This is a genomic window from Luteolibacter ambystomatis, from assembly GCF_018137965.1.
Taxonomy (GTDB): Bacteria; Verrucomicrobiota; Verrucomicrobiia; order Verrucomicrobiales; family Akkermansiaceae; genus Luteolibacter; species Luteolibacter ambystomatis.
Genome location: NZ_CP073100.1, coordinates 2,269,943 through 2,286,696, shown reverse-complemented (window position 1 = coordinate 2,286,696; position 16,754 = coordinate 2,269,943). Strand labels below are relative to the sequence as shown.

Below are 16,754 nucleotides of genomic sequence, written 5' to 3'. Positions count from 1 at the left end.
CTACTTTGCGGAGATCTTCACCTTCAGGGCGACCTCGGTGGCCTTCGGCGTCTCGATGGAGAGAATGCGGAAGCCCGCGTTTTGCTTCTCCCGCTCCGTGGGCGGCTTGGCGTCGGCGAGTTTCCATTCCACACCTTCGTTCGGGGTGGTGAGGACGAGCTGGTGACCGGATTTTTCCAAAGTGGCGGTGCGGCCGTCGAGGGTGACCTTGGCATCGGTCACGGCCTGCCAGCGGACGGGGCCGGTGGGGTCCTTGAGGGCATCGGTGAAATCGATCTCACGCTTCGCGCCGTTGAAGGCGATCTTGCGCAGCGCTTCCTTGCACTGGTCGGTGTAGGCGGGGCTGAGGTCGATGGTGAAGGTGGTGGTGCCATCGCGATCCTGGAAGGGATTCACCGGGCAGGATGCGGCCTTCGGGTTCTGCAAGCCGCCGCCGATGACGAGCGTGTTGTGCGAGAGATTCTGGAGGCGGAAGTAGGTGAAGCGCTGGCCGCCGAAGTAGCCCGGCATGTTGTAGTCATCCGAGCCGAGATCGTGGAACCAGCGGGTGCCGGCCCAATCGAGCACGAAGGAGCCGCTGTCCATGTGGCCGTGGGAGGCGGCGGGAGTGCCGCCCTTGATGCCGAGCCAGAGGGCGCCGGGCGACCAATCGCTGCGGAGAAAGGCCAGCGATTGCTCGCCGCGGTAGATGGCCTTGGTTTCCGGTGCTGCGGCTTCCTTCGCGGGTGGCAGCCACAGCAGCGTGAGAGGCAGGAAGCGGTCGGACGGCGGCTTCTTGTCGGTGTAGCGGCGGTTGATGAGATCGCGGACGTTCTTGATGGCGAGGGTATCGCCGGTGCGGGTGGCGAGCCAGGTCTGCGCGGGGGAAACATCGGCCTGGCCGGGACCGGCATCCGCGTAGTTGAAGGGCATGCCGCTGGAGCCGGTGGAGTGGATGAGGAAGCGGCTGGTCTGCTGCCACAGCGGTTCCAGTTTCAACGGGGCCTCACGTTCCTCCACGGCCATGGCGAGGATGTGGTAGGTGCTGCCGTAGTGCCAGTAGGCGGGGCCTTCGGGATAGGCGCCGTCCGGTTTATAGAAGCTTTCGCAGGCTTTGATGACCTCACGGGTGTGGGTGAGGATCGGCGCGGCCTGTTCGGGTTTCACGTCCTGGATGGCGTCCGCGGCGATCATGAAGCCGCCGTTGCAAACCTGCGCCCAGTTGTTGGTCGGGCGGCTCCACCAGCCGGGTGGTTTTGCCGGGAGGGCGGCGATGCCCTTGATGGACAAGGCTTCCGCGTAGCGCTTGCGCTGGTCCGCGGTGAGGTCCGGATAGAGCCAGTCGTAGCCGATGGCGACGGCGGTGGACATTTCCCCGACATCGAGGAAGTGCTTCGGATTCCAGTCCTGGAAGGCGCAGACGGCATCGAGCTCCTTCACGCAGCGGTCGAGGTACTTGCGATCCCCGGTCATCCGCCAAGCGTAGGCGGTGTGAAGGATGTGGGCGATGGCATTGCGGGAGGAGCCGAGCAGGCGCAGGCCGTCCGGGATCTCATAGCGCACGGGCTCCTCGGTCAGCGTGCGGCCGGCGCGCTCCATGGCCTTGCCGTGGAGGAGCTTGGCGACCGGATCGGACTGGATGCGGGCCTTCAGCGGGGCCACGGCGTTGGCAGGCATGAATATCCGCGGGTGGGCGGGCACGGCTGCGGACAAGGGCAGGATGGCAATCAGGAAAACGGACAGAAATCGCACGCAATTGGAACGCGGTGGAGGGCAAGGATGTTTCAACGGGTGTCCCTTGTGAGCGATGGAGGTCTGCCGATTCGAAGAGGGATGACCACAGATTACACAGATTTCGCTGATTGAAGAGGAAGAGTGGGATAGGGACCTCTTAAAAATCTGTGTAATCTGCGGTCCCTTCTTATTGCCGCTGGAACTGGTTGGGTTCGCCGGAGGGTGAGTTCGGGATTGTCTCTCCGGTTTGAGGGGACAAGGCTCCGCCGGTGCTTTCCACGAAAGAGATCGTCTGGTCCGTCCTGCCGCCGTATCTGCTGCTGCTGATCGGCGTGATCCTGCGGCGGGTGGGCGTGCTGCGGAAGGAACACGACGAGGCGACGATGCACGTGGCGTTCCACGTGATGTATCCGTGCTTTCTGTTGGACAAGGTCCTGGGATCGTCCGCGGTGCGGAATCTGTCCGCGGTGGTGTGGCCGATCGCGATCGGCTTCCTGCTGCCGGTGATGGGGATCGCGATCGGATGGGTGTTCGGAAAATTCATCGGGCTGGAGCGGGGGACGGGACGGCGGACCTTCGCGCTGTCATCGGGGCTCCAGAACTTCGGCTACACGGCGATCCCGGTGGTGGAGAAACTGTGGCCTGCGGGCGCGGTGGCGGTGCTGGCCGTTCACAATCTGGGCGTGGAGCTGGCGGTGTGGTCGGTGGGGGTGATGCTGCTCAGCGGCTCGAATACGATCCAATGGCGGAGGCTGCTGAATGGTCCGGTGTTCGCGGTGGTGACCGGTTTGCTGATGGTGGCGACGGGAGCCGACAAGTGGATCATGGGGCCGCCGCGCGAGGCGCTGCACATGCTGGGCGCGGGTGCCTTTCCGGTGGCGATCATGCTGACCGGCGCGATCCTGCTGGATCTGGCGAAGAACGAGCGGCCGTCCTGGAAGGTGGTGGCCGGTGGCACGCTGGTGAGGCTGGTGCTTTCCCCGATGGTGATCCTGTGCGCGGCTAAATTCCTGCCGATCGCGGTGGAATTGAAGCAGGTGCTGATCGTGCAGGCGGCGATGCCCGCGGCGATGACGCCGATCCTGCTGGCGCGTCTCTACGGGGGGCGCGCCGGGATCGCGGTGCAGGTGGTGATGGCCACGACTTTGCTGAGCCTGGCGACGATTCCGTGGATCATCAGTTGGGGCAGCGCCTGGGTGGGATTGAAACCGGGGTTGAACTGAGGGCCGTGTTAGGCGAACGATGGGCACATGAAAGCCATCGGCGCCACTTCACCGGATCGTTCCAGCCTCGCCTACGTCGAACTCGCCGGGCCGGTGCCCGGTCCCCACGACCTGCTGGTGAAGGTGGAAGCGGTGGGTGTGAACCCGGTGGATACCAAGATCCGCAAGACGCTGGGTGGTTCGCTGGATCCGCGCGTGCTCGGTTGGGATGCGGCGGGCACGGTGGTGGCGGTGGGTTCAGAGGTGGTGGACTTCCGCGTGGATGACGAGGTGTTCTATGCCGGGGATGTGACGCGCCCTGGATCGAACTCGGAGCTGCAACTGGTGGATGCGCGGATCGTGGCGCACAAGCCGACGACGATCGGCTTCTCCGTGGCCGCGGCGTGGCCGCTGGTATCGCTGACGGCGTGGGAACTGCTATTCGAACGCATGGGTGTGGACGAGCACGGCGGTGATGCGGGCAAGGCGCTGCTCATCATCAATGGCGCGGGTGGCGTGGGATCGGCGCTGATCCAGCTCGCGAAGCATGCGGGACTGGAAGTGATTGCCACGGCCTCGCGTGAGAACACGGAGAAGTGGTGCCGCGATCTTGGCGCGGATCATGTGGTGAGTCATCGCGAGCCGCTGGCTCCACAGCTCTCGGCGCTCGGTTTTTCCGAAGTGCCATTCATCGTGAACCTGCATGAGCCGTCCGCGTATTGGCAGCAGATGGGTGAACTGATCGCGCCGCTGGGAGCGATCGGCATGATCGTGGAACCGCTGGAGGCGCTGCGGATCGGCGATCCGTTCAAAGCGAAGTGCGTGCGGATCGCGTGGGAGTTCATGTTCTCGCGGTCGAAGTTCCAGACGCACGACATGGCGCGGCAGGGTGAGATTCTGGAAGAGATCGCGTGCCGGATCGAGGCCGGGCAGCTCAAGCAGTTGATGACGCGGAACCTCGGCACCATCACTCCGGATCATCTCCGCGTGGCCCACGAGGCTTTGGAAGGCGGAACGGTGTATGGGAAATGGGTGCTGGAAGGGTGGGAGTGATCGGATCACGTGAAAATGCTCTTCAGCTCATGATCGGCGGAGGTTGGCATCTGGTTCTTTGGATAGGGCATCACCTGCGTGTGAATGCATTCCGGAGAATGCCTGGGAGCTGTTAGGAAAAGGCGCGGTGCGAGCGACGCGGTTCTTTCTTTCCTCTCATGCTGGAATAGAAACAGCCATGTCCGCACACGCCGAATCCTTTGAAGTCCGCTCCCGTGGCAAGGGCACGTATGAGATCACCGATGAGGTGGCCGGGATCGTGGCGCGGTCGGGCATTGCGACGGGAACGGTGACGGTGTTCGTGCGCCACACCAGCGCGAGCCTGGTGATCATGGAGAACGCGGACCCGAGCGCGCGGAGGGATCTGGAGGTGTTTTTCGACAAACTGGTGCCGGAGGATACGCCGTGGTTCATTCATACGCTGGAAGGACCGGATGACATGCCGAGTCACATCCGGATGGCACTCACGCGCACCAGCGAGGTGGTGCCTGTGATGCGGGGACGGATGACCTTGGGGACGTGGCAGGGGATTTTCCTGTTCGAGCATCGCCGCGCGCCACACCGGCGGGAGATCGTGGTGAGCGTGGTGGGGGAGTGAGCCGGAGGGGAGGGCGATGAGGGTCGTTCATGATGGGGATGACGCGGATTATTTAAGAAGGCTTTGATCTCAATCACGTTTTCTGCGACTGCCGCGGTTTCAAATTGCCGCCGATTTACTGCGATCCGCGGGTGGGCAAGAGGCCTGGAAAGGCACCGCTTGCGCCGGGCGGATTCTTCGTTAGATTTCCGCCGTGGAAGCCTCCGCCCGCGTTCTGATCGGACAAGCCCTCGCTGAAGACATCGGTCTGGGTGACGTCACCGCCATGTACTTCATCCCGTCCGACCGGCAGGCGCGCGCGATGATCGTGGCGCGCAAGGAGGGGGTGATCTCCGGTGTGGACATCGCGCAGGCGGTGTTCCATGAGGTGGATGTGGCTCTCGATGTGGAGGTGCTGCTGCCGAATGGCAGCCGTGTTTCCGAAGGTGCGGTGGTGATGTGCATCACCGGTCCTGCGCGCTCGATTCTAACAGCGGAGCGCACCGCGCTGAATTTCCTCCAGCGTCTCAGCGGCGTGGCAACGGCCACCGCGCGCTATGTGGAGTTGGTGAAGGGCACCAACGCCCGCATCCTGGACACCCGCAAGACCACTCCGGGCTACCGGGCGCTGGAGAAGCGCGCCGTGTTGCATGGCGGTGGCACGAACCACCGCATGGGGCTCTATGACCGTGCGATGGTGAAGGACAACCACCTCGTGGCGGAAGGAGGACTGGATGAGATCCAGAAGTCGATCCACCGCTTGAAGGCGGATCATCCGGACGTGGAGGTGGAGATGGAAGCCGATCGGCTCGACCAGGTGGAAGCGTTCCTGGGACTCGATGGCGTGGATCACATCCTGCTCGACAACATGGCGCCCGAGTTGATTCGGAAAGCCGTGGCGATGCGCGGTGATCGTGTGAAGCCGTACCTGGAAGCCAGTGGCAATGTGAATCTCGCCACGGTGCGCACGATCGCGGAGACGGGCGTGGATTTCATCTCGATCGGCTCGATCACGCACTCGGCTCCGGCTTTGGATCTGGGCATGGATTTTGTCGCGCTGCGGGGATGAATGCGGTGGAGGAGTTCACGGCCATCGGGCCGCTGCTGCCGGATGACATGCGTTTGTACATCCGCGAGGAGATCGATTCGACCAACGACGAGGTGCGCCGTCTCGCGGAGGCCGGTGCGGCGGATGGCGCGGTGGTGATCGCGAACCGGCAGACATCCGGGCGAGGCCGGCGTGGTGCGGCGTGGGTGTGTCCGCCGGGCGAGGCGCTGGCGTTTTCCGTGCTGGCGCGGCCTGCGGAACCGGCGGGCCTGTGGCCGCGACTGGCATTGGCGGCGGGACTGGCGGTGGCGGAGGCGCTGGAGTTGCACGGCGTGACGGCGGGCATCAAGTGGCCGAACGACGTGTGGATCGACGGGCGGAAGATCTGCGGCGTGCTGGTGGAGTCCGGCGGCCACCACGTGGTGATCGGCATCGGCGTGAATGTGAATGTCGCGGAGTTTCCCGCGGAGCTGGCGGACAGCGCGACCTCGCTGTGGCTGGAGACCGGTGAGCCGGTGGATCGCGCCGGGGTGTTCGCGGAGATTTTGAGACGGCTGGATGTGCGGCGGCACCAGATCGGGGTGGATTTTCCGCTGCTGCTGGATGCGGTGCGCAGCCGTTGCGTGTTGACGGGAAGGCGCATCCGGCTGATGTCCGCGGATGGCCTGCGGGAAGGGTTTTGCGAGGGCATCGGTACGGGCGGGGAGTTGTTGCTCTCGGTGGATGGCAGGCTGGAGCGCATCCTGCAGGCGGATGAAGTACGGGTGGTGGAGTAATATGTAGGGGGAAGCTCCGCTTGCCCTCTGCGGTGGCGGACCTCGTTCGGCTTGACTGGCCACCGCCAACTGGAGCCGGCGGAGACTGATCGAAAGCGGAGCTTTCGACTACATTCGTCACGGGAAAGCGCCTGACAGGCGGGGGCGGTGCGGCTATCCTGTCATCGGGTGCCTGTTGACGATCCAACCGCCGTGCTGAAAGGGGAAGTGGTGTTTTTCCACGCCTTCGATGTGGCGTATGAATTGAAGCGCGGCGATCTCAAAACGCTGCTCGGCAAGCCGCTGGTGCCGCACCAGCCGGGGGTGTCGAAAGGCTCGCCCCGGCAGCAGCTTTTTTATCTGCCGCGTATGGCGCAGCTCGATCCGGTGACGCTGCGCACGCCGCTGGGCGATGCCACGGCGCAACGGATCGTGAAGGTGCTGCCGATCGGGGCGGTGAGCATCACGCTGCGGGTGCCGTTTGCGGTGGCGGCGTTGGAGGGGTTGATTCCGTTTCATCATCCGGCGTTCGCAGAGGGCGTGATCAAGGCGCATGCGCTGGTGCTGGCGGAGCAGTTGCGGAAAGAACTGGCACCCTCCGCGGTAAGGCCTGCGGAGGAATTGCCGGAGGGAGAGGACTACCAGGTGTATTGCCTGGAGACGCCGGACGAGGCTTTCCACAGCGAGGAGTGGTTCCGTTTGCACCGCCGTACGATCGCCGCGCTGGTGACGCAGGAGAGCGAACCGCAGCGGCTTTCGCATCAGGAGGCGCGTGAATCGACCTCGCGGTATCTGACGTATTATCAGAGCGACCTTGTCGTCGCGGACTGGGATGCGGCGCTGGTGGTGGACCGGCCCGGAGATTTCGAGGAAACGCTGTATGCGATGGAGCTCGCCAACCTCCAGCTTGAGGAGTTGATCGCCTACGATCGCATCATCGATGCGGCGCTGGAGAAATCCTACGCGGATCTGATGAAGCCGCCGAAGTCATCCCGCCGCAAAGGTCTGCTGCCGCATTTGCGCGAGGTGCGGATCGATCTCGCGCGCTTCAGCGATGAGATCTCGAACATCACCAAGTTCTTCGGTGATTGGCACCTGGCGCGGCTCTATGACACGATGTCGAAGCGTTTCCATCTGGCCGACTGGCACCGCACGATCGACGACAAGCTCAAGACGCTCGATGACCTCTACGAGATGCTCAAGCAGGAGCACAACCACCGCGTGATGCTGGTGCTGGAGGCGTCCATCGTGCTGATGTTCGTGATCGACATCGTCCTGCTGCTCACGGAACTGGGGAAACGCTGGCATTGACCGCGGGCAGGGACGGGGCGCAACGTCCGGCCATGCCGGAAACGGATACGGACGCCGCCATCGCCACCGTACGCGAGGTTTACGCCGCCCTGGCCGCGAGGCCGGTGGCGCGGAATTGCACGGGCGTGTCGCAGTGCTGCCGCTTCCGCCTCAATGGCCGCACGCCTTTCCTGACGAAAGGCGAGGCGCTGGTCGCGGCGCGGGCCTGGCGGGCTGCGGGGCGGAAGGAGGTCGCGTTGCCCGCGGATGGTTCGTGTCCGTTTCTTGGAAAGAATGGACTTTGCCAGATCTATGAGGGACGCCCGTTCGGATGCCGTACGCATTTCTGCGAGGCGGCGGGCGGCCCGTATGCACGGCATGAAGTGCGGGATCTGATCCAGCGGCTGGAGGAGGTGGACCGGCAGCTCGGTGGGAATGGGGGCGTCAATCTGCCGGTGGCGGTTGCGGAGGCGATGGTGGTATTGCCCGCGAAGAGGCGAAGAGGACGATAGTACGTCGAGCGTTGTCCGGCCTGCCACGGTATCGGGCTGGGCAAGGGATCATGTGATTGGTAGAGGGAAGCATGAATGCATTCCGATGCGGCCACTGCGGACACGTTCTCCATGTGAGCGATGGAGAGGAGGGGAAGATGATGACCTGCTCGTCCTGCCAGCAGCTCACCACCGTGCCTGCGCTATTGAAGGAAAGAAAGACGCTGCCGCTGGCCAGCTATGTCATCGCCTCCACGGTGATCGCAGGGCTGATGGTTTCTTTGATTGCGGTTTTTGGGGACCAGGCTGGATCCTCCGGAACCAAAGGGACTGTCATCCGGTTTGCCGGGGGCTTCCTGGCGTGCGTGGTCGTTGGCGTGGTGACCGGATTGGTCAGTGCGGGGATCATGACGGCTTTCAAAAGGCGTTTCCTCGCGGTTTTTGCAAAAGCCTATTCCGTGGGAGTTCTCATCATGGCCGGCCTGTCGATCATGGGCCTTCTCCTCGCTCCTGCCATGCGGCGGTCCTCGGCGGCCCGTGAAAAACAAAAGCTGGAAGAGGAGACCTTTCTGGCGGACATGAATGAAAAGGCTGCCCGCATGGCGAAGAACGCGGAGGAAGGAAAGGTTTTGAATCCGGAGGAATTCAAGGCGCCGGCCGGGCTGTCTTCGGAAACCGATGCGGGCAAGCTCAGCCGGGTGATGAACACCTATCTGGCCGATGTCGCCGCGACGACAACCGGCTATACCGATGATCTCGGACGGACGGGTTTTTCAGGGGTGCTCCAACCGGAACGGCTGGCGGAGGACAAGGATTTCAAAGAGACCCACGAACTGCTGGAAAAAGGGCGGGAGGTCGTGGCCCGGTGGCGGGAGAAACAGGAGCGGATGATGGAGGATCTGCCCCGCCGGATCGAGGCAGCAGGGATCGGAGAGAAGACGAAGCGGGATGCGATCGCGGGATTCAAGACCGGATTTGGCAAGACCCGCGAGACGAGCAAACAGATGTGGGATCTTGAGGAGGAGGTGGTGGAACACATCGCCGATCTGGCGGGGTTCATGGAGGAGTCCCATGGACGATGGCGCGTGGCCGAAGGCAAAATCATTTTCAAGGAGGATGCGGACATCAAGCGCTACAACGATACGTTCGCGAAGATCGAGGAATGTTCGGAGAAGCAGACGAAACTCCGCAAGGATGCGGCGGCGCGCACGCGGGAACGGATTGGGCAGGACAAGTGAGTCTCTGCCTCCCGCAGCGACGGAAGAGGTATTACAAGCATTCCTGTTTGTGAGTGGGAGAGGCCGATCCTGCCCGTCTACGGTAGATTGCCCAGCAGGTTCGCAGCGGGAATTGTTAGCACGGTTGTGGCTGCATCTCGCGAATGAGCCACACCCACTCACAAGCGGGAATGCTTGTGCTACTTCCTACTGCGGCTGGTCCGAACTCCTGAGCTGGATGTCTCCGATCTCCACATGGGCGGGGGCTTCCAGAATGGTGAGGATGCAGTAGGCCACGTCCACGGGCGTGAGCATCTTCATGTGCGCGCGGATGCCTTTGAGCGTGTCCTCGCGGCCGAGGAAGTAGGTTTCCAGCAGCGGGGTATCGACGAAGCCCGGTGAGACGCTGGAGACCTGGATGGTGGAACCGGCGGCCTTGAGTTCGTGGCGCAGGGAATCGGTCACGGCACGCACGGCGAATTTGGTGGGCGAGTAGAAGCCACCGGTGGGTGGCACGCGGTGGCCGCTCATGGAGGAGACATTGACGATACGGCCGCCCTCCGCGGGGAAGTGGCGCAGCGAAAGCTGGCAGCAGAGGGTGAGGGCGAGCACATTGACGCGCCACATTTCCTCCCAGTCGGCGGGGTTGCCACTGATGATGGGGGCGAGGTGGGCGACTCCGGCGGAGTTCACCAGCGCGTCGATGCGGCCGAGGCCGCGGAAGATGGTGGAGACCTCATCCCGCTGAGACAAGTCCGCCTCGATCGGGCTGACATCCTCGGGAAGCGCGGAGGGACGGCGGGTGACGCCGAGGACGTTCGCCCCGCGATACACGAGCTGTTCGCAGAGGGCGCGGCCGATGCCGCTGGATGCGCCGGTGACGAGGATGGTCTTGCCTTGCAGGGGTGACATGGGTGCGGGGACTTCTACGGCGGTTCGGGACGAAAACGTGCTCGCACCGAACAAATCGAAGCTCGCGCCGGATGCAACCGGGAAGATGGATCAAGAAGGCCAGGCGAGCATGGCCTGCTCGGCGATGCCACGCAGATCCTCCACCGTGGTGCCGCTGGCGGCCTGCACGGACATGCCCTGCATGACGGTGGCGATGTAGCGGGCGAGACGTGCGGGATCGGTGCCTTTCGGGAACTCTCCGGCTTTCTGTGCCCGCTGGAAGCGGTCTTCCAGGGCCACCAGGGTGGAGCAGCGTGCGGAGACGAGTTCATCCCGGACAGGAGCGGCCTCATCGCCGCAGGCCAGGGCGCTCTGGATGGCGAAGCAGCCGCGCGGGTGATCCGGATTCGCCATCATCTCGACCGCGCCTTGGAGCAGCGCCTCAGCGGTTTGACGAGCGGTGGGCAGCGAGAGCGCGGTCTTCACGTAGGCGGCCGGGCCTTCGGTGTAACGGGCCAGCGCCTTGCGGAACAGGGACTCCTTGTTGCCGAAGGCGGCGTAGAGGCTGGGGCGGTTGATGCCCATGGCTGCGGTGAGATCATTCATCGAGGTGCCCTCGTAGCCTTTTTCCCAAAAGACACGCAGGGCCTTTTCCAGCGCCTCCTCCGCGTCGAATGCGCGCGGACGACCGATGCCGGTGGGGGATTTGGGATGATTCATACCTTTCGGTAAAAAATACCCCTTGACCGGGCGAAGTCCAGCGGCTAGTTCTGTATCGTTCGTTACAAAAATAACCAACCAAACATGAGCACGACCATTTCCAAGAAACTCGCCGGCAAGCATGCCATCGTGACCGGAGCCTCGAAGGGCATCGGTGCCTCCATCGCCCGTCTCTTGGCGGCGGAGGGTGCGTCCGTCATCGTGAACTACGCGTCGAGCCGTGATGGCGCGGACCGTGTGGTGGCGGAGATCACCGGCGCGGGCGGCAAGGCGCTCGCGGTGCAGGCGGACGTTTCCAAGCAGGAGGACATCACCCGGTTGATCGCGGAGAGCGTGGCGGCCTATGGTCCGATCGATATCCTGGTGAACAACGCGGGCATCTACCAGATGGCCCCGCTGGAGGAGGTGACGGCGGAATCGTTCCAGCAACAGTTCGGCTTGAACGTCCTGGGCCTGCTGCTGACCACGAAAGAAGCGGTGAAGCAGTTCAATCCCACCGGTGGCAGCGTGATCAACATCAGCTCCGTGGTGAGCACCTACGCGCCTCCTGGCTCCTCCGTTTACAGCGGCACCAAGGGCGCGGTGGACACCATCACCCGGGTGCTTTCCAAGGAACTCGGCGCGCGCGGCATCCGTGTGAACGCGATCAATCCGGGCATGGTGGATACGGAAGGAACGCGCAGCGCGGGCATCACCGCGGATGAGAGCGAATTCCGCAAGCATCTGGAAACGATCTCGCCGCTGGGCCGCATCGGTCGTCCGGATGACATCGGCAGCGCGGCGGTGTTCCTGGCCTCCGATGATTCGTCGTGGGTGACAGGGGAGTTGTTCTACATCGCGGGTGGACTCCACTGAGCGGCCTGTGACCGTGGCTGTCGCGTCCCGCGGCAGGCTGTGGCAGCCAAGAAACAAACATGGCGGCCTGTAGAGGCCGCCATGTTTGTTCGGATGAGGTGTTGATCGAAGAAGCGTTTACTTCGCCACCGCCGGGATGGAGGCGGCTTCGTGCTTTTCTTCGGCTTCTTCAAGCGCGGCGCGTTCCTTGGCGATGACGCGGACGAACTTGGAGGCGGCCTTCTGCCAGTCGGCGAGGAGCTCCTTGGCGCGCGGGCTGCCGGTTTTCTCGGCGTGCAGCTCGATCAGGCTCTTGAGCTCGGCGAGGTCGGCCTCGCGCTTCATCGGCAGGGCGACGACCATCTCGGAGTTCACGCGGGAGTAGAAGCGGTCGTCGATGTCATAGACATACGCCGTACCGCCGGACATGCCCGCGCCGAAGTTTTTGCCGGTCTTGCCGAGGATGACGACGGTGCCGTTGGTCATGTATTCGCAGCCGTGGTCGCCGCAACCTTCGATGACGGTGGTGGCACCGGAGTTGCGGACGCCGAAGCGCTCGCCGACACGACCGTTGATGAACGCACGGCCACCGGTGGCACCGTAGAAGCAGGTGTTGCCCGCGATGGTGTTGGTGGCGGCTTCGAAGTTCGCGTCATCGGCGACGCGGATGACGATCTCGCCGTCCGCCATGCCCTTGCCGACGTAGTCGTTGGCCTCGCCGATGAGCTCCAGCTTCACCCCGCGGACGAGGAAGCAGCCGAAGGACTGGCCGGCGGTGCCGCGGCAGGTGATGTGGATCGATCCGGCGGGCAGGCCGCGGTCGCCGTAGGCTTCCGCGATGCGGCCGCTGAGGCGGGTGGCGATGTTGCGGTCGGTGTTGACCACATCATACTCGAGCTTCACGCCCGCACGGTCCGGGAGCACGAGCAGGGCCCTGCCGATTTCATCGGACACGGCGGTGGCGCCGTATTCGGGAGCATCGGAGAGGGCGTTGCCGGAGATGGCCTTGACCAGATCGGAGAGGATCTGGATATCGAGCGACTTCTTGGAGATGCCGTCGTTGCGCTCCTGGGTGCGGATGCGGGCGATGGTGTCCGCGGGGACGCCGGTGGCTTCCGCGAGGGTGGGGATCACGTCCTTGAGGATCGGTGCGAGGTCGAGCGCGTTCGCCTTCGGATGATCCGGAACGTGGCGCTGCTTGAGGTATTCCGGGCGGCCGATCATCTCGTCCAGCGTGCGGACGCCGATGGAGGCCATGATCTCGCGGACTTCCTCGGACACGCCGTTGAAGAAGTTGATGACCATTTCCGGAGTGCCCTTGAACTTGGCGCGGAACTTCGGATCGGTGGTGGCGATGCCGACCGGGCAGTTGTTCAGGTGGCACTTGCGGACGTAGACGCAGCCCATGGCGACCATGGCGATGGTGCCGAAGTTGAACTGCTCCGCACCGAGCGCGGCGGCGATCACCACATCGCGGCCGGTGCGCAGGCCGCCATCGGTGCGGACCGTCACGCGGTTGCGGAGGTTGTTGATGAGCAGCGTCTGCTGGGCTTCGGCAAGGCCGAGCTCCCATGAGGAACCGGCGTGCTTGGTGGAGGACAGCGGCGATGCGCCGGTGCCACCTTCATGGCCGGAGATGAGGATGTTGTCCGCGGAGGCTTTCGCCACGCCTGCGGCCACGGTGCCCACGCCGGACTCGGCGACGAGCTTCACGGTGATGCGGGCGCGCGGGTTGACTTCCTTGAGGTCGTGGATGAGCTGCGCGAGGTCCTCGATACTATAAATATCGTGGTGCGGCGGCGGCGAGATGAGCTGCACGCCGGGCTGCGTGTTGCGCAGGCGGGCGATGAGCGCATTGACCTTGTGGCCGGGGAGCTGGCCGCCCTCGCCGGGCTTCGCGCCCTGGGCCATCTTGATCTCCAGCTCGTCCGCATTGACGAGGTAGTAGGCGGAGACGCCGAAGCGGCCGGAGGCGATCTGCTTGATGTAGGAGCGGGCGAAGTCGCCGTTCGGATACGGCTTGTAGCGCACCGGGTCCTCGCCGCCCTCGCCGGAGTCCGACTTGCCGCCGATGCGATTCATCGCGATGGCGAGGGTCTCGTGGGCTTCCGGGGACAGCGCGCCCAGCGACATGGCCGCGGTGGTGAAGCGCTTGCGGATCTCCTCGATGGACTCGACTTCCTCGATCGGGATCGCGCCGGACTTGGCCGGGACAAACTCGATGAGGTCCTTGATGGCGACGGGCGAGCTTTCGAGCGTGACCTTGACGTAGTCGTCGTAGTCCTCGTGCTTGCCGGTCTTCACGAAGGTGTGGAAGTTCTTGATGACCTCGGTGGTCAGCGCGTGGCGCTCGCCGGACTTGCGGTAGCGGTTGTAGCCCGGGTCGCCGAGGTTGAGCGTTTCGCCCGGGGCGACGGTGGTCTCGAAGGCGGCGCGGTGGCGCACCAGCGATTCTTCCGCGATCTGCTCGAAGCTGATACCGCCGATCTTCGACGACACGCCGGTGAAGGAGAACGCGATGACGTCCTTGCCGATGCCGACCGCTTCGAAGATCTGCGCACCCTGATAGGAGTTCAGCACGCTGATGCCCATCTTGGACATGATCTTGAGCAGGCCCTTTTCAAGCGCCTTGCGGTAGTTGGACATCGCCTTGTCCACGCTGATCTCGGCCTTGCCCTTGGCGGCTTCCTGGTGGACCAGGTTGCGCACGGTGGAGTAGCCGAGATACGGACACACGGCGGTGGCTCCGAAGCCGAAGCAGCAAGCGACCTGATGCACGTCCCGCGCTTCACCAGTCTCCGCGACGATGGAGGCGCGCATGCGCTTGCGGACGCGGGTGAGGTGGTGGTGGACGGTGCCGATCGCGAGGATGGTCGGGATGGCGACGCGGGACGAGGACGTGCCGCGGTCGGAAAGGACGAGGATGTTGTAGCCGTGGTCGACGGCGTTCTCGACCTCGGTGCAGAGCGCATCAAGGCGGGCCTTGAGACCGGCGGCACCTTCCTTCACGTCCCACGTCATGTCGATCGTGGTGGCGGGGAAGCCGTGCATGCCGAGCTGCTTCACCTTCTCCAGCTCGTGCTCGAGGAGGATGGCGGATTCGAGATTGATGATGCGGCAGTGCTCCGGCGTTTCATCGAGGAGGTTGCGCTCCGGTCCGAGGCCGGCGGAGAGCGACATCACGGCCCACTCGCGGATCGGGTCGATCGGCGGGTTGGTGACCTGGGCGAAGAGCTGCTTGAAGTAGGTGTAGAGCAGGCGCGGGTAGTGCGAGAGCACGGCCAACGGAATGTCATCACCCATCGAGAAGACGGCCTCCTGCGCGCCCTTCATCATCGGCGGGAAGACCATGTCGAGGTCCTCCTGCGTGACGCCGTGGGCGACCTGCTGGCGGGACAGCTCCTGGGCGGAGTAGTCCACGTCCGGCGCGTGCGCGTCCGGCGAGACGAACTTGCGGAGCTCGAGGCGGTTCTCATCGATCCAGCGGCGGTAGGGCTTCTGCTGGGCGAGCTCCTCCTTGATCTTGCGGTCGTACTTCAGCTCACCGGTCACGGTGTTCGCGGAAAGCATCTGGCCCGGGCCGAGGCGGCCCTTGCGGACGACGGTGGAGTCCTCGATGACGACGGCTCCGGCTTCCGAGCCGATGTAGAGGATGCCGTCCTCGGTGAGCTTGTAGCGGGACGGGCGCAGGCCGTTGCGGTCGAGCGACGCGCAGAGCTTGGTGCCATCCGTATAGACGAGACCGGCCGGACCGTCCCACGGCTCCGAGAAGGAGCGGTTGTACTGGTAGAAGGCGCGGAGGTCGTCCGAGATCTCCTCGTCATTCCGATAGGCGGGCGGCACGAGCATGCACATGGCGTGCTCCAGCGAGCGACCGGAGAGGACGAGCAGTTCCAGCGCGTGGTCGAGTGAGGCGGAGTCGGACTCGCCGTGGCGGATCAGGTCCTTCACCAGATCGATCTCATCACCCCAGACCGGGGAGACGAAGAACTCCTCGCGCGAGGTCATCCAGTGGCGGTTGCCCTCCACGGTGTTGATCTCGCCGTTGTGGCACATCATGCGGAACGGTTGTCCGAGCGGCCAGGCGGGGAAGGTGTTGGTGGAGAAGCGCTGGTGGTAGAGCGAGATGGCGACCTCGTAGTCCGAGTCCTGCAGGTCCAGGTAGAAACCGCGCAGCGCGGCCGGCATCGCCAGCGCCTTGTAGGACAGCAGGCGGCTGGAGAAGGACGGCATGTAGAAGTTCGCGATCTCCTTGGTGAGGCGCTCGATCTCGCGGCGGGTGAGGTAAAGCTGGCGCTCGAAGGTATCGGAATCCCACGCGGCGGGCTTGAGCATCAGGAGGTGCTCGACCTGCGGACGGCTGTTCGCGGCGACCTTGCCGAGTGCATCCACATCCACCGGCACTTCACGCCAGCCGATGAGGGCGATGCCGCGCTTGGACAGCACGTCCTTGGCGATCGACTTGATCTGATCGATGACCTTGGCATTGCCGAAGGGGAAGAAAAACACGCCGACGGCCAGATCGGCGTCGTTTTCGAGCGTGTGGCCGAGCTTGGCGGCGGCCTTGCGGAAGAGCGGGAAGGGGATCTGGGTGAGCACGCCGGAGCCGTCACCGGTCTTCATGTCCGCATCGACCGCACCGCGGTGGGTCATGCAGCAGACGGAGGTCAGGGCGTAATCGAGCACCTGATACGAACGTTTTCCCTTCAGGTGGGCGATGGCGCCCATGCCGCAGTTGTCGTGCTCTTGGGAAAGCTGGTGCAGGGATCCTGGCACCAGCGGCGTGCTCGTATGGTAGAACGGATTCATCGTTTCGGCCTAATGAACAGCAAGCGCCGCGCCATGCGGCGATTGCATCTCAATGAGTGGCCCCGGAACGGAGAATCGTTACCCCGATCCGGGGCCGGGAAATGAACTTCAAGCCGGGCGAATTGCCAAGCAGTAATAGAGGGGCGTTTGACCG

General features: G+C 64.0%; 13 protein-coding genes. 9 read left to right on the top strand and 4 right to left on the bottom strand.

Features of this window, described 5'->3' with window-relative positions; all coding sequences use genetic code 11:
* A complete protein-coding gene (locus KBB96_RS08770; RefSeq protein WP_211634314.1) occupies window positions 1-1,731 on the bottom strand; it encodes a heparinase II/III domain-containing protein in 1,731 nt (576 codons plus the stop codon).
* A gap of 251 nt (window positions 1,732-1,982) precedes the next feature.
* On the opposite strand from KBB96_RS08770, the gene KBB96_RS08765 reads away from it, so the two are divergent.
* From KBB96_RS08765 to KBB96_RS08730, 8 genes are all read left to right on the top strand, one after another.
* A complete protein-coding gene (locus KBB96_RS08765) occupies window positions 1,983-2,936 on the top strand; it encodes an AEC family transporter (protein ID WP_211634313.1) in 954 nt (317 codons plus the stop codon).
* Between the two features lie 27 nt (window positions 2,937-2,963).
* Entirely contained in the window at window positions 2,964-3,968 is a 1,005-nt protein-coding gene (locus KBB96_RS08760) for a zinc-binding alcohol dehydrogenase family protein (RefSeq protein WP_211634312.1), read from the top strand.
* Between the two features lie 178 nt (window positions 3,969-4,146).
* Entirely contained in the window at window positions 4,147-4,566 is a 420-nt protein-coding gene (locus tag KBB96_RS08755; protein WP_211634311.1) for a secondary thiamine-phosphate synthase enzyme YjbQ, read from the top strand.
* Between the two features lie 193 nt (window positions 4,567-4,759).
* The gene (nadC, locus tag KBB96_RS08750; protein WP_226373680.1) at window positions 4,760-5,614 is read left to right on the top strand and encodes a carboxylating nicotinate-nucleotide diphosphorylase; all 855 of its coding nucleotides are present in this window, start codon (window positions 4,760-4,762) and stop codon (window positions 5,612-5,614) included.
* Window positions 5,611-6,369: a biotin--[acetyl-CoA-carboxylase] ligase gene (locus tag KBB96_RS08745; protein ID WP_211634310.1), complete on the top strand. Its 759-nt coding sequence runs from the start codon at window positions 5,611-5,613 to the stop codon at window positions 6,367-6,369. The genes nadC and KBB96_RS08745 overlap by 4 nt, the downstream gene beginning before the upstream one ends.
* A gap of 168 nt (window positions 6,370-6,537) precedes the next feature.
* Window positions 6,538-7,659, top strand: a complete 1,122-nt coding sequence (locus KBB96_RS08740) for an RMD1 family protein (protein WP_211634309.1) — start codon at window positions 6,538-6,540, stop codon at window positions 7,657-7,659.
* Window positions 7,660-7,691: 32 nt separating this feature from the next.
* Window positions 7,692-8,150, top strand: coding sequence for a YkgJ family cysteine cluster protein (locus KBB96_RS08735; RefSeq protein WP_211634308.1), 459 nt, complete (start codon window positions 7,692-7,694; stop codon window positions 8,148-8,150).
* A gap of 71 nt (window positions 8,151-8,221) precedes the next feature.
* Entirely contained in the window at window positions 8,222-9,367 is a 1,146-nt protein-coding gene (locus tag KBB96_RS08730; protein ID WP_211634307.1) for a hypothetical protein, read from the top strand.
* Between the two features lie 186 nt (window positions 9,368-9,553).
* Here the strand turns inward: KBB96_RS08730 and KBB96_RS08725 are convergent, their stop codons facing one another.
* The gene (locus tag KBB96_RS08725; protein WP_211634306.1) at window positions 9,554-10,258 is read right to left on the bottom strand and encodes an SDR family oxidoreductase; all 705 of its coding nucleotides are present in this window, start codon (window positions 10,256-10,258) and stop codon (window positions 9,554-9,556) included.
* 90 nt (window positions 10,259-10,348) lie between these two features.
* Entirely contained in the window at window positions 10,349-10,957 is a 609-nt protein-coding gene (locus KBB96_RS08720; RefSeq protein ID WP_211634305.1) for a TetR/AcrR family transcriptional regulator, read from the bottom strand.
* 84 nt (window positions 10,958-11,041) lie between these two features.
* Here KBB96_RS08720 and KBB96_RS08715 point away from each other — a divergent pair, with 84 nt between their 5' ends.
* The gene (locus KBB96_RS08715) at window positions 11,042-11,812 is read left to right on the top strand and encodes an SDR family NAD(P)-dependent oxidoreductase (protein WP_211634304.1); all 771 of its coding nucleotides are present in this window, start codon (window positions 11,042-11,044) and stop codon (window positions 11,810-11,812) included.
* A 117-nt stretch (window positions 11,813-11,929) separates the two neighbouring features.
* Here the strand turns inward: KBB96_RS08715 and gltB are convergent, their stop codons facing one another.
* A complete protein-coding gene (gene gltB, locus KBB96_RS08710) occupies window positions 11,930-16,600 on the bottom strand; it encodes a glutamate synthase large subunit (protein WP_211634303.1) in 4,671 nt (1,556 codons plus the stop codon).
* Window positions 16,601-16,754 lie beyond the last annotated feature (154 nt).

Coding starts and splice junctions, on each gene's coding strand:
- KBB96_RS08760 (WP_211634312.1), top strand. CDS start 2,964: ATGAAAGCCATCGGCGCCACTTCACCGGATCGTTCCAGCCTCGCCTAC.
- KBB96_RS08755 (WP_211634311.1), top strand. CDS start 4,147: ATGTCCGCACACGCCGAATCCTTTGAAGTCCGCTCCCGTGGCAAGGGC.
- KBB96_RS08745 (WP_211634310.1), top strand. CDS start 5,611: ATGAATGCGGTGGAGGAGTTCACGGCCATCGGGCCGCTGCTGCCGGAT.
- KBB96_RS08735 (WP_211634308.1), top strand. CDS start 7,692: ATGCCGGAAACGGATACGGACGCCGCCATCGCCACCGTACGCGAGGTT.
- KBB96_RS08730 (WP_211634307.1), top strand. CDS start 8,222: ATGAATGCATTCCGATGCGGCCACTGCGGACACGTTCTCCATGTGAGC.
- KBB96_RS08725 (WP_211634306.1), bottom strand. CDS start 10,258: ATGTCACCCCTGCAAGGCAAGACCATCCTCGTCACCGGCGCATCCAGC.
- KBB96_RS08720 (WP_211634305.1), bottom strand. CDS start 10,957: ATGAATCATCCCAAATCCCCCACCGGCATCGGTCGTCCGCGCGCATTC.
- KBB96_RS08715 (WP_211634304.1), top strand. CDS start 11,042: ATGAGCACGACCATTTCCAAGAAACTCGCCGGCAAGCATGCCATCGTG.
- gltB (WP_211634303.1), bottom strand. CDS start 16,600: ATGAATCCGTTCTACCATACGAGCACGCCGCTGGTGCCAGGATCCCTG.